Below are 24,479 nucleotides of genomic sequence, written 5' to 3' on the forward strand. Positions count from 1 at the left end.
CGTCACCGCCCGCGCCCGCTTCAGCGCTTGATTAGCCGCCCGTGCCCACCGTCCACGCCCGACACACTAAGCCGGCCGCTCATCCGGCGACGCCCCGTCGCCCACGCCCAGGGTGCGCTGCATCAGCGTGGTATCGAGCCAGCGCCCGTGCTTGAAGCCCACCGCCTTCAGCGTGCCGACCAGCTCGAAGCCGAGGGCGCGATGCAGCGAAAGCGACCCGCCGCTGCCACCGTCCGCGATCACGGCGACCATCTGCCGCCACGGTCCGGTTTCGCAGCGCGCAATCAGCGCTTCAAGCAGCACACGGCCAATGCCACGCCCGCGAAAGGCATCGTCCATATAAATCGAATCTTCGATGGTGTTGCGATACGCGGCGCGCGGCCGGTACGGCGTGGCGTAGCAATAGCCCGCAATCTTGCCGTCGACCTCGGCCACCATATACGGCAAGCCGTGGCTCAACACGGATGCCAGGCGGCCGCGCAGATCGTCGACGGAAGGCGGCGTCTCTTCGAACGACGCGACACCGTGCAACACGTGGTTTGCATAGATGGCCTGAATGGCGGGTAAATCGGCTTCGGTGGCGTCGCGCAGCAGGGGGGCGGCGGACGGGCCGGTTGATGGATTCGCGTTGGTTTGCGTGAGGGTGCTCATACGGATTCCCGTTGTTGCCCGGAGCTTCTCCGGAAACACTTCACTATGCCCGTGGTCGGCGTGGAATTGAAGCCGGTCAAAAATGTCGCTGGCGTATCCACGGCATAACGTCGGCACGAGGTTCACCCATAGGGCGATCCGTTCACACGGACGCAGCCCTCACGAGTCAAGACGCGCGCTACATCGCGCCATCCGCCTCGCGCACGGCTTCAGCCAATGCGTCGGCCACCGCCTGCACGCGCGGCGAGCGCCGCACATCCGGATGCACCGCGAGCCAGATTTCCCGCTCGACGTCGCAGGCCGGTTGCGTGCTCATCTCCTGCACGGTGTCGCCATCGACGATAAAGCGCGGCAGCAGCGCGATGCCCATGCCTGCCTGGCAGGCGCGGTAAATCGACACGAGGTCGTTGGTGACGAGGGCGAACGGCCGGTCCTGCGCGAAGCGCACGAGCCACTGCTGTTGCGGAGCCTCCGCGAGCGTCTCGTTGTAGCCGATGAATTCCCATTGCTCGCAGCGTCGCGCGGCCCACTCGGGCGTGCCGTACAGCGCGAAGCGCATCGTCCCGAGCCGGCGTGCCGCGAGCCCGGCTTCCTGAGGCCGTGACAGCCGCACGGAAAGATCGGCTTCGTGACGAAACAGATTGGCGGCGCGCGTTTCGCCCACCACATCCAGCAAGACCTCCGGATAGGCGCGCCGGAAGGCGGCGAGGCGCGGCACCAGAAAATGACTGCCGAACACCGGCGGCACCGACAGCCGCACCGTGCCCTGCAGCGTGACCGCGCCACGCGCCGCCCGCACGAAGCCATGCGCTTCTTCTTCGATGCGTCCGGCACGCTCGACCAGCTCGCGGCCTTCTTCGGTCAGCGGCCAGCCGCGCGGCAGGCGGTCGAACAGGCGCACGCCGAGCGCCTGTTCCATGGTGTCGATGCGCCGGGCGACGGTCGAATGCTGGACGCCGAGCGTGCGCGCGGCTTCGGACAGGCTGCCGCCGCGCGCCACGGAGAGGAAATAGCGGATGTCGTCCCACTGCAGCGCGGCGATGGGCGTCGGTAGATCGGTCGAATTTTGCACAGGAGTTGACGATGAATGGGGGATTCCATTCAATTATGCTCGAAACCTACACTCGCTTGTCATCACGTAACGGAACGAGGGAGTGCAGCGATGGAACAGCAGAGTGCCTATCAGGTCGGCATTGAAGCCTATGGCGACGCGTCGGTGCTGCGCCGGTTTTCGCAGACGGTGCCGCCGCCTGCAGCAGGGGAAGTGCAAATCAGGCAGACGGCGGTGGGGGTTAACTTCGTCGATATTTACTTTCGCGCGGGGCTGCATCGTCTGCCGCAGTTGCCCGGCGCGCTGGGTGTCGAGGCGGCCGGCGTGGTGGCGGCGCTCGGCCCTGGCGTGAATGGCTGGCAGGTCGGCGAGCGGGTTGCGTATGCAGGGCTGCCGGTGGGCAGCTATACGAATCTGCGCAATGTGCCGGCGCAAAAGCTGCTGCGGCTGCCGGCGGCCGTGTCGGATGAAACCGCGGCGGCCGCGCTGTTGCGCGGCGCGACCAGCTACATGCTGCTGCATCGCGTGAGGGACATCAAACCCGGTGACACCGTGCTGGTGCATGCCGCGGCTGGCGGCCTCGGTCTGATCCTCGTGCAGTGGGCGAAGGCTCTTGGCGCGCGCGTGATCGGTACGGTCGGCACGCCCGCCAAGGCGGAGCTCGCGCTCGCGCATGGCCTCGATCAGGCCGTGCTGTACCGGGACGAAGATTTCGTCGAAGCGGCGCGCGCATTTGGCGGCGGCGCGGGCGTCGACTTCGCGGTGGACGGCATTGGCGGCGCGACCTTGCGGCGCACGCTCGGCGCGGTGAAGCCGTTCGGGGTGGTGGCGAGTATCGGTGAGGCCGAGGGCGCGATCGAACCCATCACGCTGGACGAAATCGGTCCCGCCCGCTCGATCGCCCTCGCACGGCCCAGCGTGCTGGGCATGATGCGGGACGTCGACGCGTATCGCCTGGCGGCGCAGCAGGTATTCGAGCGGATCGGCGCCGGTCTGCATGTCGAGGTGGGCGAGCGTCTGCCGCTTGACGACGCCGCGTTAGCCCATCGGCGGATGGAGACCGGGCAGACCGTGGGGTCGGTGATCCTGATTCCCTGAGCGAGACGCGCCGTGGCTGGGTGGCTGGGCGGCTACGTCCCGCCTTGCGGCGTCAGCCGTTTTGCGCCGGAAACACCGGTTCGCCCAGCGTCAGCATCAGCCGGTTCGCCCACGCGAAGATCGCGATCGCATGCGTCAGGTCGAGAATCTCCGCCTCGGTGAGCCCGTGCGCGGCGAGCCGCTTGATGGCCTCGGCATCCACGGCGTCGGGATGCTCGGTCAGTTCGATCGCGTAGCGGATGATGGCGCGTTCACGCCCGGTGGTGCCGGCAGTGGCGGGATCCTCGAAAACCTGCTCGATGGCGTCCGTGCGCTTCGCCAGTTGTCCGAAACGTTGTGCGTGTACCGACGCGCAGTACACGCAGCCATTGACGCGCGAAACCACGGTGCTCGCCAGTTCGCGCTCCGCGCGCGGCAAGCCGCCGGAGGCATACATGATGGCGTTGAACACGCCGGAGCGTTGCCGCAGGATCTCGGCCTGCTGCACGAGCAACAGGTAGTAGTCGGAGGTCTTGGCGTGCGGGTGGCTTTCTTCGAGGACCGCGACCTGCTCGGGCGTGGCCTCGTCAAGCTTTACCGTATCGAGCCATGCGCGCCAGCCCAGCGTATCGAAGGTAAAACCGTGCGACTGACTCATGCTGCCTCCTGCGGCGCGAGCGGGGTCTGGGCGTCGCGGAGCGCCTTGAGGCCCGCGATAACCCGCAATTGATAGGTGACGAACGCAATCAGTTGCGACAGTGCGACGATGCCGCGCGTCGAAAGACCGGCCTGTTCGAGAGCCTGCAGATGGTGCGGGCGCGCGTCGACGGGCGTCAGCGTGAGCAGCTTCACGTGCGCGAGAATGGCGATCAGGCGTGTGTGGGACGTCACGTCGAGCGTGCCCGCTTCGATGGCGGCCAGCGTGTCCGCGAGCGGCGCGTTGCGGGTGCTCGAGCCGGCTCCTGCAGCGATCAGCCGGCCGGCGTAGGTGTCGGCCAGTTCGTCTGCACGCGACAGGTGCGCCACGTACCAGGCGGCGAACAGGCGCTCGCGCAACGGCAGATCCGGCAGCGCCGGGTCGAACAGCGCCTCTTCGCTGCGCTGGGTGTGGGTCACGACCTTGTCGCGTGCGTGCCGGATGGCGGCAATCGCGCTGTCGGCGCGCAATCCGGCCAGCACGTCGATCGTGTCGTGCGTGGGTCCGGTGGAAGAAGAAAGCTCAGCCATGGAGGCTCCGTTTCAAAGGGAATTCAGGTATGCAAAATACTTCACGATGATTCAATGCAGCGGATCAGTCCTGTTGATGCAGCGGCACGGCAGGGGGCGATTCGGCAGCGGGCGATGTGTCGGCATCGGCATCGGTCCATTCGTCGCCTTGCAGTTCCGCGGTGGCGAAGGCAACCAGCGAGTCGTAATGCCGCTCGCGGTCCGCATCGAACAGACGGCTGGCGATGCCGCGCGCGAGCCGCTGCGCGCCTTCGCTGATGGCCGGAATGTCGCCCGACAGCTTGCCGTGACTCAGGCTCGCCGCATGATTGAAGCAGTGGATCTGCGCAAGCGCGGCGCAGGTGCCCGGTTCGCGCTCCTGGAACACATACGCGGCACCGAGATCCGGCGACTCCGCGAGTTCCTCCATCGGCAAGGCCGGGTCGGCGCGATAGCGGTCTTTCCAGCGGCGCACGTAGGGCGCGAACTGCGCGAACTCGGGACGCGTCGAGATATCCGAATGGAAGCCGGTGGCGAAGATCAGGAAGTCGAACGTATAGCGGCCCTTCGGCGTGGTCACTTCGAGCCCATCCGCATGTTCTTCCAACGCAATGACGGGACTGCCGAGATGAAAGCGCGCGTTCTCGTGGCGCGAAACCCGTAGCACGCTGTCGCGCGGCGGCGGGGTCTGCGAAGCCAGCGAGTAATGCAGGAAGCGCCATTTCGAAGCGTCGTCGAGATCGGCGAAGCCGTGCACGAGCCCCGGACTGCCGATACCGGTCAGTTTGTTGATGCGCGGAATATCGCTGCGGCGAATGAACAGATCGACGCTGGCAGCGCCCGTTTCCAGCGCAGTCGCCGCATTGTCGAAGGCGGATGCGCCCGCGCCCACGACGCCGACGCGCTTGCCACGGAGCGCCTCGAAATCGATCGCATCGGCGGAATGGGCCCACAGGCGGGACGCGACGCGCTGCGCGAAGTCCGGTACGTAAGGACCGCCAAGGCCGTCGCGGCCGGTGGCGAGCACCACATGCCGCGCCAGCACCGTGCGCTGCGTGCCCTGCGTGTTGAGATCGAGCGCGAGCAGGCCGTCGTCGCGCGTGCGCAACGCGACCAACGCCGTGTGGTTTTGCACCGGCAACGCCAGCACCTTGCGATACCAGCGCAGATAATCCATCCACTGCGTCCGGGGAATCTTGTAGAGCGCGTCCCATGCCGGGCGCCCGAACTGCGCTTCGTACCAGGCGCGGAAGGTCAGCGCCGGCAGACGCAGCGCTGGACCGGTCAGCGTCTTCGGCGAGCGCAGCGTTTCCATGCGTGCATAGGTGACCCATGGACCTTCGCCGCCGGTCGGCGCGCGGTCGAATACCTGCTGATTGTCGATGCCGAGCCAGCGCAGTTCCGCCGAAGCCGTCAGGCCCGCCATGCCACCGCCGATGATCGCGACATCGAGCACGCGCGCTTGATCCACGAAACGCGGCGGCACCCATGACGCGGGCGGCAGTTCGAGCCAGCGCAGGTCTTCGCGCAGACGGTGTTCGAGGGCGTCGAGTGACGTCATGCGGGAATCTCCAAAGATTTCGGGCGGGCACGCGACACGCGCAGTTCGCGCTGCAACAGCGCATCGTGCTGGCTGGCGTCGTGCAGCACGACGCCTTCGAGCAATGCGAGCGTCGCGTCCTGAATGGCTTGCAAGAGGGCGTCGACAGCCGGGCGGCGCGGTTTGCCGGCCGGCGTGACGGCGCCGAAATAGAACGGAATCACGCTTTCGAGCGGCCGGGCGATCACCCCTTCGATGGCGAGTCCGAGGCCCGTTGCCGGATCGACGATCGCGACGCCGGCGCCCGCGCGAGCGGCCATTACGGCGTTGAGCGACGCATTGGTTTCCAGAAACACGTCGGCGTGAATGCGCGCGGCGGCGAACGCGGCGTCGATCCGATGACGCAGACGGTAGCGGTTCGCCACCGTGACGATGCGCCGCTGCGCGAGATCGCGCAGCGCGATGCGCGGCTGTGCGGCAAGCGGATCGCCGGCGGGAAAGATCGCCACGCATGGCGCCTCGGCGATCCAATGCACCTCGAGGCCCGCGTGACCGATGGGCAGCGTCACGAGGCCGATATCGGCCGTGCGCGTCAGCACTTCATGCACCACATGCTCCGCCGACAGGCTGCGTAACTGGAATTGCGCCACCTTCTCGTCGGGCGGCACGGCGGCAATCGCGGAAGGCACGATGGCGGCAGCCAGCGCAGACGTCGCGGCAATGCGCACGGGTTCCGCTTCGCCGAGGCCGATTGCGCGAGCGCGTTGCTCGATGGTCTTCAGGCCGATCAGCGAGCGCTCCACTTCCTCGTACAACAGGAAGGCGCGATGAGTCGGCGTGACACGCGGTCCATTGCGGTTGAACAGCGCATAGCCGAGATCGGCTTCGAGTTCCTGGATCTGCCGCGTGACCGCCGGTTGCGAACGCTCCAGCAAGCGGCCCGCACCGGTGATGCTGCCGGCAGACATGACCGCCGAAAACGCTTCGAGTTGATGTAGCTCCATGAGTCGCCCAAGCCATTCTGTTTGCGCATTGTAGGGGCGTCTGAATGCGGGATTTATATAATCAATTCCGATATCGACAGTGGAAAAAATGCGAAGCGAATGGGCGCGGGGTGCGAAAGCGTGGCGCGCTTTTCCGCGCCGCGGTTGTTCGGGTGGCGGAAAAGTCCCATTTAATCAGGTGCTTGCGTTCGCGTGTGCCGTGCCTGTTGTTTGGCGGCGTTGGTCAGGCCGTACCACAGGCGAGGCCCTTTGGTCCCCAACGTCATAACCATATTCCCAAAACTTCGTTGGATAGCCGGAATTCAGCATGGTTTGATGGCCGCACTTTGAAGACGATCGTCGAGGGCATCATGAAGGACGTAAAAAAACAGGCGCGCCGCACGTGGCTGCGTGCGCTCAAGGCACTGCCGCTGATCGCTGCGGCATGGGGCATTGCCGGTCTCGCCGCCGGCACTGCGGCGCATGCCGCAGCGGCGACCGGCGAACCCTATCTGGTCGGCGTGAGCGGTCCGCTGACGGGGCAGGACGGCCAATACGGCACGCAATGGAAGCGCGGCTTCGATCTCGCGCTGGACCAGATCAACAGCCAGGGCGGCATCAAGGGCCGCCCGCTTGCGTATGACTTCGAGGACAGCCGCGGCGATCCGGGGCAGGCCGTTTCGATTGCGCAGAAGTTTGTAGGCGACTCGCGCATCCTGCTGGAACTGGGCGACCTGTCGAGCACGACCTCGATGGCCGCCTCGCCGATCTATCAGCGCGGCAAGCTGGTGCAGTTCGGCTTCACCAACTCGCACCCTGACTTCACGAAGGGCGGCGACTATATGTGGAGCACGGCGCTGAGCCAGGCCGAAGAGCAGCCGCTGCTGGCGCGCTATGCCGCGAAGGATCTCGGCTTCAAGCGCATTGCGGTGCTGTATCTGAACACGGACTGGGGCCGCACCAGCAAGGACATCTTCGCCAAGGCCGCCGCCGAAAACGGCGCCCAGGTGGTCGCCGCGGAAGGGTATCAGCCGAACGAGAAAGACTTCCGCGCCACGCTCGTGCGTGTGAACGAAGCGAAACCCGATTCGATCGTGCTGATTTCGTACTACGCGGACGGCGCGCAGATCGTGCGCCAGGCGCGCTCGTCCGGCTTGACCCAGCCGATTGCCGCGGTGGGTTCGATCTACTCGCCGAAATTTCTCGAACTGGGTGGCGCGGCCGTGAACGGTGTGTACACCGAATCGAATTTCTTCCCCGGCGACAAGCGTCCTGCCGTGCAGGACTTCGTGCAGCGCTACCGCGCGAAGTACAACGCCGATCCCGACACCTTCGCGGCACGCGCCTATGACGCCATGATTCTCTCCGCGGAACTGTTGCGCCGCTACGGCGTGACGCGCCAGGCCGTGCATGACGGCCTGAGCCAGATCCACGACGTGCCGAGCCTGATCTTCGGCCAGATGAAATTCGATCCGCAGACCCGCCGCGTGGCGGGAGCGACGAGCGTCTATCTGGTCGTCAAGGACAATCAGTTCACGCAATGGGACGGTGTGAAGCCGGTCCTTGCATCGAAATAACGCGTGCGTGACGGCGTATTGCACTGGATGAATCGCTATGGCGTCCTGGCTTGACTATACGATCAACGGACTGATCGTCGGCAACATCTATGCGTTGCTGGCGGTCGGGCTGGCCTTGATCTTCGGCGTGTCGCATCTGATCAATTTTGCGCACGGCTCGGTGTATATGATCGGCGGCTTTATCGGCTGGCTGTGTCTCACGCACCTCGGTTTGCCCTTGCCGCTTGCGCTGCTGGCAGTGGCGGCGGGTTGCGGGCTGCTGGGGATCGTGATCGAGCGGATCGGTCTGCGGCCGTTGCAAGGCTCGGCGCGTATCGCGCCGTTGCTGGCGACCATCGGCATCAGCTTCGTGCTCGACCAGTCCGCGCAGTTGATCTTCGGCGCCGATCCGCGCGCCGTCCCGAGTACGCTGCCGGATTGGCACGTGAGTATTGGCGGCGCGACGATCGGCTCGCTGGATCTGCTGATCGCCGGCATTGGCATTGGTGCGGCGGCGGTGCTGTATGTCTTCCTGCGCTTCACGCGGCTCGGCTGGGCCGTGCGCGCCACCGCGCAGGATCGCGACGCCGCGCAGCAGATGGGCGTCAACGTCAACGGCGTGAATCAGGCGGTGTTTGCGATTGCCTGCGCGTTGGGCGGCGTGAGCGGTCTGCTGGTTGGCATGTACTACAACAGCATCGACCCCGCGATGGGTTTTCAGGCCACCCTCAAGGGCGTGGTCGCGTTGCTGATCGGCGGCCTTGGCAACGTGCCGGGCGCGATCGTGGGCAGCCTGTTGCTGGGTCTCGTGGAAAGCTACGGTGTGGCGATCTTCGGTACCAGCTATCGCGATCTGTTTGCGTTCGTCCTGCTGCTGGTGTTCCTGGTGTGGCGTCCTAACGGCCTCTTCAGCCGTAGCCGCCGCTTGCCGTCCGAGCCGTTGACCGGCACCTTCCTCGCGGCAGGCAAAGCGCTGCGCTTGCCGCGTCCGCTGCTTGCGGCGCTCGCGCTGGCGGCAATTGCGCTGCCGTTCGTCGCACCTTCGTCGTATCTCCTGCAAACGCTCACCAATGCCTGGTTGTACGGAATGCTGGCGCTGAGCTTGACGCTGGTGGCAGGGACAGTCGGGCAGATTTCGCTGGGCCATGCGGCGTTGCTGCTGATCGGCGCGTATGCCTCGGCGTTGCTGTCGCTGCATCTTGGCTGGTCGCCCGCGGTGACGATTCTCTGCGCCGGGCTGATTACCGCCGCGCTCGGCACTTTGCTGGTTTATCCGGCGTTCCGCTTGCGCGGTCACTATGTGTCGATCGCGACGCTTGGGATCGGCGAGGTGGTGAGCCTCGTGATTCTCAACTGGGACAGCCTGACGCGCGGCCCGCTCGGCATCAGCGGTATTGCGCCGCTGTCGCTGTTCGGCTGGGCGCCGGATAGTGCGCGGGCCGTGTACTGGTTTGCGCTCGCGGTGCTGATCGTGCTCGCGTTGCTGCAGACCCGTCTGCTCAGTTCGCACCTGGGCCGCACGCTGCGCGCTATCCGCGAGGATGAAGTGGCGGCGCGCTCGTACGGCATCCGGCCGAATCGCTACAAGGCGATGGCGTTCGCGTTCGGCGGTCTGGCAGCGGGCATCAGCGGTGGCATCTCCGCGCATCTGTACAGCTATATCAACAACACGACCTTCGATTCGCAAGTCTCCATTCTGGCGCTGACCATGGTGATTCTCGGCGGCCTCGGCAATGTGCTGGGCGGTATTGTCGGCGCGGTGGCGTTGATCGGGCTGCCCGAGATTTTCCGCTGGGCTGCGGACTACCGCATGCTGATCTATGGCGTCGTGCTGTTGCTGCTGGTGCGGTTCCGGCCGCAAGGCCTGCTCGGCACCGTATGACGGAGAACGCCATGACCCAGAACCTTCTCGACGTGCGCGGCGTGACGCGGCGCTTCGACGGCCTGACCGCCGTGGACCAGATCGACCTGTCGATCGCCGCCGGGCAACTCGTGAGCGTGATCGGCCCGAACGGCGCGGGCAAGTCGACGCTCTTCAACCTGATTACCGGCCTCGACAGGCCCGATGGCGGCAGCGTGCAATTCGACGGCCGCGATGTCACCGGTGTGCAGCCGGATGCACTCGCGGCGCTTGGACTGGCGCGCACGTTTCAGCACGGACGCGTGTTCGGCAATCTGAGCGTGCTGGATAACGTGCTGGTGGGTGCGCACTCCCGGCTACGCGCGACGCGTGCCGGGTGGCCCGTCATCGGTGCAATCGCGGAACTGGCGCGCGCGCTGATCGGCCCGGCGTCGCTGCGCCGTGAAGATGAAGCTTTGCGCGCCGAGGTGCGCGAGATCATTGCTGGTTTTGGCGAGCGGTTGATGCCGCGTCTGAAGCAACCGGCTCACAGTCTGTCGTATGCGAACCGTCGACGCGTCGAAATCGCCCGGGCGCTGGCCTTGCATCCACGCCTTCTGCTGCTCGACGAGCCCACCGCGGGCATGAACGAATCCGAAACCGCCGAGATGCTGGTGCTGATCCAGCAACTGAAGGAGCGCGGCCTGACCATCCTGCTGATCGAGCACAAGCTCGACATGGTGATGCAACTGTCGGACCGTGTGATCGTGCTCGATAACGGCAAGAAGATCGCCGAAGGGCTGCCGCGCGACGTGCGCAACGACCCGCGCGTGATCGAGGCGTACCTGGGACACCGTAATGTAGGCGGCGCCTCTTCGGAGTCCACCAGCGCACGCCGCACTGAATTGCAGGAAGAGCGGCCATGAGCGAAGCATTACTGAAACTGGAGCACATCGAGACGTTTTACGGTCCGGTCCAGGTGCATTTCGACGTCAATTTCGAAGTGCGGCGCGGGCAGATCGTCAGCCTGCTCGGCGGCAATGCGAGCGGCAAGTCGACTACGATGAAGCTCATCCTCGGTCTGCACAAGCCGCGCTCGGGCAACGTGACGTTCGAGGGCGAGTCGATCACCGCGCTCGCCACGCCGCAGATCGTGCGGCGCGGCGTCGGTTCGGTGCCGGAAGCACGACGGCTGTTCGGCGACATGACAGTGCGCGAGAACCTGCTGATGGGGGCGTATACGCGCCGTGACCGGCCTGCGATCAACGAGGACTATGAGCGGGTGCTCGGCCTGTTTCCGCGCGTGAAGGAGCGTCTCGCGCAGCGCGCCGGGACTTTGTCCGGCGGCGAGCAGCAGATGCTGGCGATGGCGCGCGCATTGATGAGCCGTCCGAAGCTGATCTGCATGGACGAGCCAACCATGGGCCTGTCGCCGCTGTACGTCGACAAGGTGCTGGAGCTGATCCACACCATCAACCAGCAAGGCGTGACCTTCTTCATGGTCGAGCAGAACGCGAGCCTCGCGCTGGAGATCGCGCACTACGGTTACGTACTGCAAACGGGCCGCGTCGTGCTGCAGGGCGAGGCGCAAGCGTTGCTCGGCGACGAGCGGATTCGCGATGCGTACCTGGGTGGCGACGCACAGGCGGCGGCGAGTACGGCTGCCTAGGCTGACGCCGCACAGGGCAGGAGCGGCGGGCGCGCGAGCGGGGCATACCGCCCGCCACCCACACGCCGCTAACCAGCCTGCCGCACCGGCACGGCCCGCGCAAACCGCCGTGCGCCCGCCACGCAGGCCACCACGATCACCGTCACGACGATCATCACCGGCGGCACCTGCTCATGCAGCAGCACGCCGGCCAGCAGGAGTCCGAAGAACGGCTGCAGCAATTGCAGTTGTCCGACGCTGGCGATGCCGCCCAGCGCGAGCCCCCGGTACCAGAACACGAAGCCGATCAGCATGCTGAAGAGCGACACATACGCGAGCCCCCACAACGCGGCCTGACTGACGCCCGCGAACGAAGCAGGCCATGCCCACCACGTGAGCGGCACCATCACCGGCAGCGACAGCACCAGCGCCCACGAGATCACCTGCCAGCCGCCGAGATGACGCGACAGCCTGGCGCCTTCCGCATAGCCGAGCCCGCATGCCACGATCGCGGCGAGCATCAGGGCGTCGCCGAGCGGCGAGGCATGCAGCCCGTTGCGCACGGCAAACGCGACGACCGCGCAGCTGCCGAGCGCCGAAAACAGCCAGAACGCCGCTTGCGGGCGCTCGCCGCCGCGCAGCACGCCGAAGATCGCCGTGGACAGCGGTAACAGGCCGATGAAGACGACCGCATGCGCCGAGGTGATATGGCGCAAGGCGAGGGCGGTCAGCAACGGAAAGCCGACCACCACGCCGAGCGCGACAATCAGCAAGGGCAGCAGGTCGCGCCGCACCGGACGGGTCTCGCGAAATACGAGCAGCAGGATGAGGCCGAGCGTGCCGGCAATCGTTGCGCGCGCCACGGTCAGGAAGATCGGATCGAGCCCCTGCACGGCGATGCGCGTGGCCGGCAGCGAGCCGCTGAAGATCAGCACGCCGACGAGGCCGCTTACCCAGCCACTCGAGGCGCGGCTATGGCCTGGCTGGCTGTTTTTGGAATGTTGAACCATTGGAATTTCCGCCTGCGGGGTAAAGCATCCAGCATCCTCCTTGCCGGCCAAAAGTGTAAGCTACGGATCAGTACAATTCGTTCAAACTGTACCGAACATGGAGCAGTACAGATGGCGGAAAACAGCAAAGACAATCCAGCGAGCAGCGCTTCGTCGCGCACCCGCGTCGAAGTCGTGATGGACGCGTTGCGCGAGCGCGTTGCCAGCCGCTCGCTGATGCCCGGCGCCCGCGTCCCGTCGATCAGGATGATGACGGAGACGCTCGGCGTGTCGAAATCGACGGTGGTCGAGGCCTATGACCGGCTGGTCGCGGAAGGCGCCGTCGTCGCGCGGCGCGGTTCGGGGTTTTTCGTCTCCGGCCATGCGCCGCCGCTCGCGCTGGCCGATCTGGGTCCGCGTCTGGACCGCCAGGTCGATCCGCTGTGGCTCACGCGGCAATCGCTCGAAGCCGGGCAGAAGGTGCTGAAGCCCGGTTGCGGCTGGCTGCCGGCGTCGTGGTTACCGGAAGACGGCGTGCGCCGCGCGTTGCGCGCAGTGGCGCGCGACCCGCATGCGGCGCTGGCGGATTACGCCACGCCGCCCGGCTTGCCCGCGCTGCGCCAGCAACTCGCCTGGCGTCTCGCCCAGCACGGCGTCGAGGCGCCGCCCGAGCAGATCATCCTCACCGACGGCGGCACCCATGCGCTCGATCTCGTCTGCCGCTTCCTGCTCGAACCGGGCGATACCGTGCTGATCGACGATCCGTGCTACTTCAACTTCCATGCGTTGCTGCGCGCGCATCGAGCCCGCATCGTCAGCGTGCCGTACACGCCGTCCGGGCCGGATCTGGCGAGCTTCGAGCGGGCGCTGGTGGAGCACCGCCCGCGCCTCTATGTGACGAACTCGGCGATTCACAACCCGACCGGCGCGACGCTGGCGCCGGCGGTCGCGCATCGGCTGCTGAAGCTGGCCGGCGAGCACAACCTGCTGATCGTCGAGGACGACATCTTCGCCGACTTCGAAGACGAACCCGCGCCGCGTCTGGCCGCTTTCGACGGACTCGCGCGGGTGGTGTCGATCGGCAGTTTTTCGAAGACGCTCTCGGCGGCGGTGCGCTGCGGCTTCATCGCGGCACGCGCCGACTGGATCGAACCGCTGATCGACCTGAAGCTCGCGACGTCGTTCGGCAACGGTCAACTGGCGGCGAGCGTGGTGCATCGGCTGCTGGTGGACGGCACGTACCGGCGGCATCTCGAAGGCCTGCGCGCGAAACTGGCCGACGCGATGGGCGAGACCATCCGGCGTCTGACGCAGGCGGGCCTCGAGGTGTGGACCCGGCCGCGCGCCGGTCTCTTCGTCTGGGCGCGTTTGCCCGCTGAACTGGATGCGGCGGAGATCGCGCGGCATGCGCTGACGGAAAACGTGGTGCTGGCGCCCGGCAATGTGTTTAGCGCCGCGCAATCGGCGACGGAGTTCCTGCGCTTTAACGTGTCGCAGTGCAACCGGCCGAAGGCCTACGAAGCACTGCAACGTGCGATGGATCTCGCTCAGGTGGCCGTTTGAGTTTGAGCTGCCCCGCCTCATTTGCAGAGCATCAGCACTCGCGCCTCATCCGTGCAATTCGACTTGACGGGCGCCTTGTCCGCGGTTTGCGCGGGCGCTGCCGTCGTCATGCCGGCCTCGCGACGGGCGACGCAGGCGCGCAGATGCTTTTCCACCGGCGCATAGTATTGCCAGCCTTTGCCGAGACTCGGCAATTCCATCTTTACCTGCTTCCACTTCGGATGACCGTGCTCCTGCAGGTTATCGAAGTTCGTACATAACGACTCGGCGAAGCGATCGAGATTGACGACCGTATCGCGCAGTCCGTAATCGTAGGTGACGAGGAAGGCCTTCACAGTGAAGGTCGGCACGTCTTCCTTCAGCCAGTTCGGATAGCTGGCCGTGTGAATCGTCGCCGGAAAATAAGTCTGTTTCGCGCGCGCCGATTCGGGCGCGTTGGGATCGACCCGCAGCAGACGAAGCTGCTGCAGCAACTCCGGGTTCATGTCGGTGAAGAGCTTGGCGGGCTGCCCGACCACGATCACCGCCACGTCGATCTTCTTGACGATCAGCGCGGCAAGCGCATCTTCGTTGCTGAGGTGCTGGGCGTTCTGATCGGCGATCGGCTGGCCGAACATCAGGTGATAAATCGTGTTGGCGGACTGCGCCGTGCCGCTGCCGAGCAGGCCTACGCTAATGTTCTTGTCCTTGATCTCGTTGATGGTCTTGATCGGCGAGTCGGCCCGCACGACGAAATTGATCTCCTCGTCGTAGAGCGGCATGATGAGCCGCAACGGACGGATGGCCTGGCCGGCGTCGGCATTGCCGGCGTTGGCCATGTCGACATAGGCCTGATACACGTCCGACTGCACCAGCGCGAGTTTCACGCCCGGTTCGAAACGCATGCGCTGGACGTTCTCCGCCGAGCCCTTCGAGGGCATGACTTCGAGGTCGATGCCGACCGGCTCGGCCACCCATTTCGCCAGATCCGCGCCGATCTGGATATAGGTGCCGCGTTCGGGGCCGGTGACGATCTTGTAGTGCGCATTGTCCGCAAGCGCGATTGAAGACGTCAGCATCAGTCCGAGCCATCCCGCCAGAATGATCTTGAGCATGGTCGTTCCACCTATCGGTCTGTTTTGAACGGGCTTCACGCGGCGTGCCGCGACGAAGCGTCGGTGAGTCGGTGCTGCAACTTCCAGGTCTTGCGTCTTGCGAGATGCCTAAAGGCTTGCGCGCTTCGTGATCGGCTGAATGCGCCGCTCAATGAACGGCTCATTGAGCCGGCGCTGCCGCCGATGCCGGCGAGTTTCGCCAGCCGGACTGCGTGATGGCGCGTACCTGCGCGTCGACGCTGTCTGCAGCAGGGGCGGCAGGCGCAGCCGCTGTGGGCGGCGCAACCTGAGTGGCCGGAGCGGGCTGCGGAGGCTGAGGTACGCGAGCGGTTTTCGCGGGCGGCGCGGCGCGACCGCCGAGCGGCGCCCACCCGGTTTCGACGATCGCCCGTTGCAGCAGCGATCTTGCTGCGGGGCTGCCGCTATCGATCGCGAGGGCATCGCTGGCGCTATGCTCCACGCAGTTCCACAAGCGGTCCTTGATGCATACGTTGGCTGTTTGCAGCGCGGCGTCGCGGCGTTGCTCGAGCGGCGCCAGTTCGCGCTGGATCGCTCGTGCATCGGCGTTGTCGGGGTCCATCGAGAGCGCTGCGTTAACCGCGGCCTGTGCGCCGGAGAGGTCATGAGCGTCCGCATGCTGGTGCGCCGCGCGCAGGCTGTCGGGCAGGTCGCGATAGTGCGGAACGACGACCGGCTGGACGGCAGCCGGCGCCGGTGGCGCGGAGGTATTGACGGTACCCGTGCTAGCCCGCGTGTTGCTTGTCTGATCCGCGGCATACGGTGCAATCGAACCCGCCGTTGATTTGGTGTCCTGCTCATCGTAAGCGGGCGCGCTGGTGTGACGATCGCTCAATAGCGTGTATCCGCCATAAGCTAGTACGACGACGCCAAGCGCGATCAGTCCACGCGTAAGCAGCCAGTGCGACACGAGCGGCGCACCGAGCGGCAGGTGACTGAGCGGCGGAATCGGTGTGTCGGGCGAAGCGAGTTTCGGCACGGCCGGCTCCGGTTGGGCGCCCGTCTGCAACGGACGATGCAGCGGGCCGTCCGCGCCGCCAAAGCGCGCATGGGCCGGCGTTGCGAGCGGATGAGCCGCGCCACAGTAAGGACATAGATCGGCGTGCTGATACAACGCACCACCGCAGCGCTTGCACGGCGCGGGGAAACTCTGGCCAGGCGTACTTTGGGTGGACATGCTGTGACCCATCTGCGATAGGCTATGCCGATTACGGCATGCTCCAGATCGTGGTCGAGGCAGCATGCAATGTCTGCGTGAATCACGATCCACATGCGCTGGAGTTCGGCGCTGCCACAGTAAAAAGTGACGGCGTCGCCATGAACAATATGTGAGCTTTCCGAGTGAACGTCAATCGACGTTCGCCCTTACCGCGTGTGCGACGACACACATTGCGACGGGCGAAAAACCGCATATGTCTGCAGAACGAACGAAAGGGAGATTTTTTACAGGCTGCCGGCGGCGAGAGAGCGGCGCGGAGTTTGATCGGATGAAACGCTTGGCGAGGCCGGTCACGCTGCACGCGGCCTCGCATCTTGCAGGATTCAGTGCTTGCGCAGCGGATGATCTTTGAGCAGCCAGGCAAGCGCGAACGCCAGCACGACCACGCACGAGGCGGACAGATACACCGTATGCAGTGCACCGGCAAAGGCCTGCAGATAGTCGTCGCGCAATGCGGCGGGCAACTGGTGGATAGCCGCAGGGCCGAGTGCGTGCGGCAGTTCGGCGTCGGGCGGAAGCAAGGTTTGCAAACGGGCGGCGAGGCCGTTAGAGAACACCGCACCGAAGCCCGCGACACCCACCGAGCCGCCAATCGAGCGGAACAGCGTGGCCCCCGAGGTGGCGACACCCATATGCCTGAATTCAACGGTGTTCTGCACGGCGAGAATCAACACCTGCATCACCATGCCGAGACCGAGGCCGAGGAGACCCATGTAGAGATACATCACATGAATCGGCGTGGAGATCTGCAAGCGCGCGAGCAAGGTCATCGCCACGGCCACAAGGAATGTGCCGCCAATCGGGAACATGCGGTATTTGCCGATCTTGCTGATCACGCGCCCGGTGACGACCGACATCACCAGCAAGCCGCCCATCATCGGCAGCATCTGCATGCCGGCTTCCGAAGGCGTCGAACCTTTGACCACTTGCAGATACAGCGGGATGAACGTCACCGAGCCGAACAGCGAAACGCCGATGATGAAGCCGATCAGGCTGCTCAGCAAAAAGGTGCGTTGCCTGAAGAGTTCGAGTGGCATGATGGGCTCGACCGCACGCTGCTCTTCATAAATGAAACCGCCGATGCAGACGAAGCCCATCACCAGCGTGAACCACAATTGCGGCGACGACCACGGCAGGATCGTCCCACCCTGGCTCGTGAACAGGATGATGCAGGTGAGCGCGCCCGCCAGAAATGCGGCGCCCATGTAGTCGATGGTGTGCTTGATATGCGCGGTGTGCGGCTTGAACACCGCACCGATCACAGCGAGCGCGAGCACGCCGAGCGGCAGGTTGATGTAGAAGATCCAGCGCCACGACAGATGCTCGACGAGAAAGCCGCCGAGCAGCGGACCGATCACCGTGGCGAGACCGAACACGCCGCCGAATACGCCCTGATAGCGGCCGCGCTCGGCAGGCGGGATCACGTCGGCGATGGCCGCCATGGTGACCACCAGCAGGCCGCCGCCGCCGAGACCCTGCAGGGCGCGCAGCACGATCAGTTGGGCCATGTTTTGCGCGATCCCGCACAGCGCGGAGCCGACGAGGAACAGCACGATGGCCGCCTGCAGCACGACCTTGCGGCCGAACAGGTCGCCGAACTTGCCGTATAGCGGCACGACGATGGTCGACGTCAGCAGGTAGGCGGTGACGACCCACGACAGGTTGTTCAGACCGCCAAGCTCGCCGACGATGGTGGGCAGCGCCGTCGACACGATGGTCTGATCGAGCGCGGCAAGCAGCATCACCAGCAGGAGGGCGGTGAATAGCAGGCGAATCGGCGGATGCTCCGCGCCGGTCGCGAGTTCCGCTGGGGTGGTGGTACGTTGATCCATGGATTGGGGACCTATCGAACGGTGTCTGCAGCGTGTGGAACAGGTTGAAATTAATTAACTCAGCGATTAATATATGTCACATCTCAGAATTGGTCAAATGGAAACGAAATGACGACTCCACCGTCCGATGAGCGCCCATCCAAAGCGGCCGCAGCGGGGGGCAAGAAAAAAGCGCCGCGCGCAGCCGGCGCGGCGTCTGCCGCACGCGCCGCGCCGACCGCTGCAACGCAGGATCCGGCTGCTGCGCCGCTCGCCGCGCGGCGCCCCGGCCGGCCCACCGGCAGCGCGCGCGGGCCGGAGCAGCGCGCCCGGCTGCTCGATGCGGCGCTCGCGCTGTTTGCGCGCCAGGGCATCGTCGATACCTCGCTTGGGGCGATTGCCCGTGAGGCCGGCTTCACGCCGGCGATGGTGCATTACTACTTCAAGACGCGCGACCAGTTGCTCGACGTGTTGATCGACGAGCGTTTTCTGCCGTTGCGCACGGCGATCGGTGGGGCGTTCGAGGCCAATCCGGACGATCCGGTGGCGGCGATCACGCAAATGGCGCGCGGGATGGTGGCGGTCGCGGTCGAGAATCCGTGGTTTCCGCCGCTGTGGGTGCGCGAGGTGATCAGCGAGGGCGGGCTGCTACGCCAGCGCATGCACGAGCGTTTCGGCCATACGCATCACAAGGCTTCCCTGGCGCGGATCGAGCAGTGGCAGAAAGAGGGGCGCGTCAACGCGGATCTGGAGCCGTCGCTGGTGTTTCTTACGCTGCTGGGTTTGACTATCCTGCCGCTGGCCACGTCGAAGATGTGGCGCAACGATCCGGTGCGGCGCAGCTTGACGCCCGACGACATCGCCCGCCACGCGGTGGCGTTGCTGGTGCACGGGCTCGCGCCGGCTCAGACGTGAAGGTCGGTCTCGGCCACACGCAGCATGCCGTCCGCAGCCTGCAATAGTTGCGCGGCGCGCTGTGCCTGTCCGGCGGTTTGCGCCGCGGCGAGAAAGCCCGTGATCCACAGCGAGCTGTAGAAGTAGATGGCCCGATGCGCGTCCGGTGACGGCGCCGCGTGGCGAATCAGCTCGTCTCCGTAGAAACGGCCGGCCTCGCCGACGTCGGCCGCAATGTGCGCGAGCGTCGTGCCGATCGCCATCAAGGGATCGCCGTAGCAGACGAAGTCGACGTCGATGATGCCCTGCAGGTCGCCATGCTCGACGAGCACATTTTTGACCGTCATGTCGTCCAGAAAGCAGATTGGCCGTAACGACGCGAAGTACGGTTCGACGGAGCGGCGCAGCGCCCGCAAGCGTGCCCTGATGTGCTCGAGCGCAGGCGCGTCGGCGGCCGGCTCGTCGGTGGAGGGCAGGCCGAAGATTTCGGTCCAATGGGCGGTCGTCGCATGCCGGCGAATCGGCGCCCAGCCGAACCCTGTGCTTTCGGGCAGGCTCGCGACACGCTTCTGATAGTCGCCCACCGTCTCGGCAATGCGTGTCATCTGCTGCGCGGACAGGCCGGCCAGTTCGTACTGCAGATCCTGGCCGGGCACCCACTCGAGAATGATGAACGAACCCTGCGCGGCCGTCGTGCCCAAGGCCAATACGTGCGGCACCGGCAAGCCCAGTTGGCGCAGCGCGTCGAGATTGTGCTGCGTAAAGCCGAACATGCCGCGGCGCGGGTTGATGCGCACCGCAACGGCCCGGCCATCGGCCAGTTGCACGCGGAAAATGGCATTACCGCTCTCCGTGAGCGACTGACGGCTGACGTCGACGACCCGGGTCTTCAGGGCGGCTTGCGCCACGGCAGCGGCTTCGAGGTCGGCGACGTCCCACGACGGGTTGGTGCTGCCGGGCGCCGGAGTGGCCGCGCCTTGAGCGAGATCGGCGCTGCCTTGCGCGGGCTGGAAGCCGCTGCCGGATGCGTCCTGGGAATGATGTGTGTCAGCCAATGTAGCGTGCCCAGCGGGAGTCGTGAAAGGTAGTCAGGGCGAACGAGACAGCATGCCGCCGTGGGCCAGCTTGCGAGGGCTGAACACGGCGCCGCGATGTCGCTTGCAGACGCCGGGAATGCAGGGCCGGGTTCATTACAGCCCACCGGAACGCGCACGACAACGCGCAGATATTCCATCCTGTTACGCCAGTAAATATTTGGGAAGAGGTTGGGCGTGCGATTGCGCCGGACCTGTAAGGTGATGGCGTCAGAGGGGCGTGGTGGAGTGGCCGGACATTACAGCGCGGTCCGCGCACTGTTGTTTCGAGGCGACTCGAATGTAACCGCGTGGTAACACAAGGAAAGATGCGGAAATGAGCGGGAGGGACGGTGCGAGCCGGGATGGCTGCACGGGAGGACATATCGGAGAACGAATCGAAAGCTGAACGCAAGACAGCGTGGCGCTGACGATTCGTCTGAGGCAGGCGGTGCTGCAGAAGAATGCTTCTGCAGCACCGCCTGCAGCGATTACGGGTTACGTGTTTTCTTCCACGCTTCGTATGCGGCCTTCGTCGCGTCGTTGGGCGGATACGTTCCCGGCAAGGCCGCGCCTTCGCGAATGCGTTCGGTCAGAAACTCTTCCAGTTGCTCCTGTTCGGCGGCCGCCTGGGCGACATCGGCGGCCATCTCGCGCGGGATGACCACGACGCCGTCCGCATCGCCGACGATCACGTCGCCCGGAAACACGGCGACGCCGCCGCAACCGATCGGCACGTTGATATCGATCGCATGATGGCGCAGCAGGTTCGGCGGCGCGCTCGCACCGGCGCAGAACACCGGCAGGCCGAGCGCGGCGATCGTGATGCTGTCGCGCACCGGGCCGTCCGAGACCATGCCGGCGACGCCGCGCACCTTCAGGCGCTGCGTCAGGATCGAACCGAACGAGGCGCTATTGCGCTCGCCGCGGCAGTCCTGCACCAGCACGTGGCCGGCGGGAATCGTTTCGACGCATTTGCGCTGCGCGTACTCCGGATTCGCAAACAGTTCGAGGACGTCAATGTCCTCGCGCGACGGGATATTGCGCAAGGTGAACGCGGGCCCCACCAGATTTTCGCCGGTCGGCGTCGCCAGCGGCGCGACACCCTGCATGAACGTGTTGCGCAAGCCGCGCTTGAACAACTGCGTGGTGAGCGTGGCCGTGCTGACATGACGGAGGGCTTCGAGCGTAGCGGGATCGAGTTCTTGCATCGTGAGATCAGGAGGTGTCGGGTTGAAAAGGAGAGACTACTTCAACGGAGGACGGAGCGTCGGCTCGAGTCCGTGACTGTCGTGATTGTCGTGATTGTGGCGGCTTTCGTGGCTCTCGGGTTGCGGGTCGGCCGAGGCCGGGTGCTGGCGCTGGTAGCTTGCCGACAGCACGCCCCAGCGGCGCGCCCAGATAGCGGTGAGAATCGGCGTGAGCAGCGAGGTCACCACCACCGAGGTGGCGACCAGCGCGGTCGCCGCCGGTGCGATGGCCGCATAGCGCGGTTCGATGCCGGCGATGATCTGCGGCACGGCGACCGCTGCGCCCGCCGTCGACGCGGCGCCGATGCCCGCCGTGCCGTTGCCGCGCGCGAGGAAAATATCGGCCAGCACGAGCGTGGTGCCGGTCACGAGAATCACGCAGACGCCGATCAGCACGCCGAGCAGACCCGTATCGAGGATGACGCGAAAGTCGAGGTTGTTGCCGAGTGCGAATGCAAAGAACGGCACCATGACGGCCACGGCCTGGCCGAAGAACTGCCGCAACTCGCTATCCAGATTGCCGAGGAGAAAGCCGATCAGAAACGGCAGCAACGCGCCGAGCAGGGTCGCATACGGAAAGCTCGCGAGCCCGGCAATGCCGAGGGTCACCATCGTCATGAACGGACCGGACTCGAGCGACATCAGGCAGAACGCGCCGGCTTCTTCCTTGGTGCCGTATTGCTGCATCAGCGCCATGTACAAACCGCCGTTGCTCTCGTTCATCACGCAGATGACGGTGAGCACCGAGAGCCCGGTGAGAAAGCCGGAGGTGATGCCGCCCGGCGGCAGGAAATGCGAGGCGATCACCCCAGCCACGGCCGCCGTCAACACTTTCGTGACGACCAGCACGCCGCTTTTGCGCAGCACGACCGGCGTGGCCTTCAGGCTGATGCTGGCGCCCATGCAGAAGAACCAGACCGCGAGGATCGGCAGCGTGCCCGTGATCAACGCATTGGAGAAGGAGCCGAGGAACTTGCCGGCGTGCGGCGCGAAGGTATGCACGCATGCACCGAGCAGCAGGGGGACGAGCATCAGCCCGCCGGGAATACGGTCAATCGCCTTCTTGATCTTCATGCCGGATGCTCCTCCACGGACGGTGTGCCCGATCGGTGTGTTGTCTCTTTCTTGTTTGTTGTCTTATGGGCGCCCGGCCGGACTGCGCGCGGGTCGCGGGTGCAATGACGCACCGTGTCCCAGATGCGCGCCACGGTCGTCGCCCGGATCGAAATTTAGCACTGGCCGCTCGCCCTGCCCGGAAAATAGTCGCGCTTTGAAGTCATCGTTTACACCTAAGTCGGACAGGCAAAAAATCGCATGGCGTGGCAGATTTTGCGCAGTGCCGTGGGGCGGCAGCGGGGCTGGAATGCGTGCGTGCCCAGTGTGTTTCGATGCGATGCGGCGGGCTGTGCCGCCTTCACGCGTTGTTCTGCAGCCAGCCGTAGCGGCGCTTCACCACCCGCCCGGGCAGCGGCGGCTCGCGCACAAGGTGGCAAGGCACGCCGCGTGCTAAGGATGGGTGGCTTCACGAGGAGCCTGGTCCGAATACGCTCGAGCAGAATGCCGCACGCGGGCACAGAGGCGGCGCGTTAAACCGGTCTGTTTCATGCATGTGACTTATCGGTGCACGAGGATGCACCGCGCGTCACCGCGGCAAGCCTGCAGCGGCGGAACGACTCATCAGAGGTTTTTGTTACCGGACGATTGCAACTCAGCGCGCGAAACCGAGTCGGACCTTGCGAGCGGCGCATGGCGAACAAGGGCTTCAACCGGCTCGCGACGTTGAGCGCGATACAATGGCCGCCTTATCGGGCCTAACCTGCTTTTTAGCAACAACCCAAAAATGAACGGAGTGTTGAGACTCGATCAGGCAACGATCGTGCTCGTCGAAGATGACCTGCAAAGCCGGGAATCGTTGACGCTGTTGCTTGAATCGGAGGGTGCGCATGTCGTCGCGGTGGCGGATGCGGAAGAGGGCGTCGAAGCGGCGCTGCGATTGTTACCCGATGCGGTGGTGTGCGATCTGGAACTGCCTTGCATGGACGGCTTTTACCTGATCCAGCGGCTGCGCGATCACGAGATTCGTGGCGATCATGCGCCGGCGATTGCCGTGGCGCTCACCGGCCACACCGACGACGCCTACCGATTACGCAGCATCGGTGAGGGCTTCCAGCATTTCATGACCAAACCGGCCAGGCCGGATGAGCTGGTTGCCTTGTTGCACGACGCAATCGACGCCCGCGCAGCCGGCTGAGCCCGGTGTGCAGGGCGCTGTTGCGAGGCGCTGGCCTTGCAGCGGTCCTTCAGGTCCCCGGGTTTCCGTGAAACCTTGGGGTGGTTCCGCGTTTTCTATCGGGGCTCAGGCGGAGGACCGGGTGCCGCTTCAGGCGCCGTTCGCGGTGGCCTTGGCTGCGCTGGCCTCGGCGGCCTGGCATGCGGAACACAAGCCCTTCAGCTCGATTTCCTCGCTGGCGAGACGGTAGCCGGCGTCTTCGATTTGCGCCACCAGCGCCTGCCGCAGCTTCGGCTGGTGCAATTCGGTCACGTTGCCGCACTGCTGGCACACCACCAGAATGCCATGCTGACACTGGGTCAGGTCATGGCACACCGTGAACGCGTTGATCGATTCGATCCGATGCACGAGCCCGGCCGAGAGCAGGAAGTCGAGCGCACGGTAAACCGTGGGCGGCGCGGAGCCGGGGTGAATCTGCCGCATGTCGTCGAGCAGCGAATAAGCCTTGGTGGCGCGGCCCGAGGTCAACAGCAGCTCCAGCACCTTGCGCCGGATCGGCGTGAGCTTCTCGCCGCGTTCGCGGCAATACTCTTCTGCCAGCACCAGCGCGGCTTCCGGCGAAGCGGCGAGGAGATGCCCATGATCTTGCGCGTGATCGTGCCCATGATGGTCCGCATGACCATGCGGATGGTCGTGCGCACTTTCGTGAGCCGTGGCTGGCGCTTGGGCGGCTTTTGCGGCAACCGTGGAAGGCTTTGCGTTCTTCATAGCCAGATTATAAGGTCC

The 24,479-nt window shown here is 65.3% G+C and carries 21 protein-coding genes and 1 pseudogene; 8 read left to right on the top strand and 14 right to left on the bottom strand.

What is annotated here, in order from left to right; genetic code table 11:
* Positions 1–66: 66 nt before the first annotated feature.
* Together P3T42_RS16300 and P3T42_RS16305 are read right to left on the bottom strand one after the other, a co-directional pair.
* A complete protein-coding gene (locus tag P3T42_RS16300; protein ID WP_074295757.1) occupies positions 67–651 on the bottom strand; it encodes a GNAT family N-acetyltransferase in 585 nt (194 codons plus the stop codon).
* A 178-nt stretch (positions 652–829) separates the two neighbouring features.
* Complete coding sequence (locus tag P3T42_RS16305) at positions 830–1,684, bottom strand: LysR family transcriptional regulator (RefSeq protein ID WP_429306787.1); 855 nt, start codon at positions 1,682–1,684, stop codon at positions 830–832.
* 129 nt (positions 1,685–1,813) lie between these two features.
* Between P3T42_RS16305 and P3T42_RS16310 the strand changes: the two genes are divergently transcribed.
* Complete coding sequence (locus P3T42_RS16310; RefSeq protein ID WP_074295755.1) at positions 1,814–2,800, top strand: quinone oxidoreductase family protein; 987 nt, start codon at positions 1,814–1,816, stop codon at positions 2,798–2,800.
* Positions 2,801–2,852: 52 nt separating this feature from the next.
* Here the strand turns inward: P3T42_RS16310 and P3T42_RS16315 are convergent, their stop codons facing one another.
* The 4 genes from P3T42_RS16315 to P3T42_RS16330 form a co-directional block, all read right to left on the bottom strand.
* Positions 2,853–3,437 (bottom strand): peroxidase-related enzyme, encoded by a 585-nt coding sequence (locus P3T42_RS16315; protein ID WP_074295754.1) that lies wholly within the window; start codon positions 3,435–3,437, stop codon positions 2,853–2,855.
* Entirely contained in the window at positions 3,434–4,006 is a 573-nt protein-coding gene (locus tag P3T42_RS16320; protein ID WP_429306615.1) for a CMD domain protein, read from the bottom strand. The genes P3T42_RS16315 and P3T42_RS16320 overlap by 4 nt, the downstream gene beginning before the upstream one ends.
* 64 nt (positions 4,007–4,070) lie before the next feature.
* Entirely contained in the window at positions 4,071–5,546 is a 1,476-nt protein-coding gene (locus P3T42_RS16325; RefSeq protein WP_429306616.1) for an NAD(P)-binding domain-containing protein, read from the bottom strand.
* On the bottom strand, positions 5,543–6,529 hold the full coding sequence (locus P3T42_RS16330) for a LysR family transcriptional regulator (RefSeq protein WP_074295751.1): 987 nt from the start codon (positions 6,527–6,529) through the stop codon (positions 5,543–5,545). The genes P3T42_RS16325 and P3T42_RS16330 overlap by 4 nt, the downstream gene beginning before the upstream one ends.
* A gap of 350 nt (positions 6,530–6,879) precedes the next feature.
* Between P3T42_RS16330 and P3T42_RS16335 the strand changes: the two genes are divergently transcribed.
* The 4 genes from P3T42_RS16335 to P3T42_RS16350 are packed head-to-tail and all read left to right on the top strand — an operon-like array spanning position 6,880 to position 11,573.
* Positions 6,880–8,085 (top strand): ABC transporter substrate-binding protein, encoded by a 1,206-nt coding sequence (locus P3T42_RS16335; RefSeq protein WP_074297365.1) that lies wholly within the window; start codon positions 6,880–6,882, stop codon positions 8,083–8,085.
* Positions 8,086–8,122: 37 nt separating this feature from the next.
* Positions 8,123–9,946: an ABC transporter permease gene (locus tag P3T42_RS16340; RefSeq protein WP_429306617.1), complete on the top strand. Its 1,824-nt coding sequence runs from the start codon at positions 8,123–8,125 to the stop codon at positions 9,944–9,946.
* Between the two features lie 11 nt (positions 9,947–9,957).
* Complete coding sequence (locus tag P3T42_RS16345; RefSeq protein ID WP_429306618.1) at positions 9,958–10,830, top strand: ABC transporter ATP-binding protein; 873 nt, start codon at positions 9,958–9,960, stop codon at positions 10,828–10,830.
* Positions 10,827–11,573, top strand: coding sequence for an ABC transporter ATP-binding protein (locus tag P3T42_RS16350; RefSeq protein ID WP_429306619.1), 747 nt, complete (start codon positions 10,827–10,829; stop codon positions 11,571–11,573). The genes P3T42_RS16345 and P3T42_RS16350 overlap by 4 nt, the downstream gene beginning before the upstream one ends.
* Before the next feature lie 68 nt (positions 11,574–11,641).
* On the opposite strand, the gene P3T42_RS16355 is transcribed toward P3T42_RS16350, so the two are convergent.
* A complete protein-coding gene (locus tag P3T42_RS16355) occupies positions 11,642–12,562 on the bottom strand; it encodes a DMT family transporter (RefSeq protein WP_429306620.1) in 921 nt (306 codons plus the stop codon).
* A gap of 111 nt (positions 12,563–12,673) precedes the next feature.
* Here P3T42_RS16355 and P3T42_RS16360 point away from each other — a divergent pair, with 111 nt between their 5' ends.
* Positions 12,674–14,104: a PLP-dependent aminotransferase family protein gene (locus tag P3T42_RS16360; RefSeq protein ID WP_429306621.1), complete on the top strand. Its 1,431-nt coding sequence runs from the start codon at positions 12,674–12,676 to the stop codon at positions 14,102–14,104.
* 17 nt (positions 14,105–14,121) lie between these two features.
* Here the strand turns inward: P3T42_RS16360 and P3T42_RS16365 are convergent, their stop codons facing one another.
* The 3 genes from P3T42_RS16365 to P3T42_RS16375 form a co-directional block, all read right to left on the bottom strand.
* Positions 14,122–15,198 (bottom strand): TAXI family TRAP transporter solute-binding subunit, encoded by a 1,077-nt coding sequence (locus P3T42_RS16365; protein ID WP_074295745.1) that lies wholly within the window; start codon positions 15,196–15,198, stop codon positions 14,122–14,124.
* A gap of 160 nt (positions 15,199–15,358) precedes the next feature.
* A complete protein-coding gene (locus P3T42_RS16370) occupies positions 15,359–16,393 on the bottom strand; it encodes a zinc ribbon domain-containing protein (protein WP_429306622.1) in 1,035 nt (344 codons plus the stop codon).
* A gap of 365 nt (positions 16,394–16,758) precedes the next feature.
* Positions 16,759–18,267: an MDR family MFS transporter gene (locus P3T42_RS16375; RefSeq protein ID WP_429306623.1), complete on the bottom strand. Its 1,509-nt coding sequence runs from the start codon at positions 18,265–18,267 to the stop codon at positions 16,759–16,761.
* A gap of 108 nt (positions 18,268–18,375) precedes the next feature.
* On the opposite strand from P3T42_RS16375, the gene P3T42_RS16380 reads away from it, so the two are divergent.
* The gene (locus P3T42_RS16380; protein WP_074295743.1) at positions 18,376–19,161 is read left to right on the top strand and encodes a TetR/AcrR family transcriptional regulator; all 786 of its coding nucleotides are present in this window, start codon (positions 18,376–18,378) and stop codon (positions 19,159–19,161) included.
* Here P3T42_RS16380 and P3T42_RS16385 read toward each other — a convergent pair.
* The 3 genes from P3T42_RS16385 to kdgT all read right to left on the bottom strand — a co-directional run bounded on the left by P3T42_RS16385 (position 19,152) and on the right by kdgT (position 22,537).
* Entirely contained in the window at positions 19,152–20,195 is a 1,044-nt protein-coding gene (locus tag P3T42_RS16385) for a phosphotransferase family protein (RefSeq protein ID WP_074295742.1), read from the bottom strand. The two genes, P3T42_RS16380 and P3T42_RS16385, sit on opposite strands and share 10 nt — an antisense overlap.
* Positions 20,196–20,704: 509 nt before the next feature.
* Positions 20,705–21,424 (bottom strand): ribonuclease activity regulator RraA, encoded by a 720-nt coding sequence (locus tag P3T42_RS16390; protein WP_074295741.1) that lies wholly within the window; start codon positions 21,422–21,424, stop codon positions 20,705–20,707.
* A 36-nt stretch (positions 21,425–21,460) separates the two neighbouring features.
* Entirely contained in the window at positions 21,461–22,537 is a 1,077-nt protein-coding gene (kdgT, locus tag P3T42_RS16395) for a 2-keto-3-deoxygluconate transporter (protein WP_429306624.1), read from the bottom strand.
* Between the two features lie 719 nt (positions 22,538–23,256).
* Between kdgT and P3T42_RS16400 the strand changes: the two are divergent.
* Positions 23,257–23,714, top strand: a pseudogene (locus P3T42_RS16400) (response regulator).
* Between the two features lie 129 nt (positions 23,715–23,843).
* Here P3T42_RS16400 and P3T42_RS16405 read toward each other — a convergent pair.
* Positions 23,844–24,461: a Fur family transcriptional regulator gene (locus P3T42_RS16405; protein WP_429306625.1), complete on the bottom strand. Its 618-nt coding sequence runs from the start codon at positions 24,459–24,461 to the stop codon at positions 23,844–23,846.
* Between the last annotated feature and the right edge of the window lie 18 nt (positions 24,462–24,479).

Source organism: Paraburkholderia sp. GAS38 (assembly GCF_050434965.1).
Taxonomy (GTDB): domain Bacteria; phylum Pseudomonadota; class Gammaproteobacteria; order Burkholderiales; family Burkholderiaceae; genus Paraburkholderia; species Paraburkholderia phenazinium_A.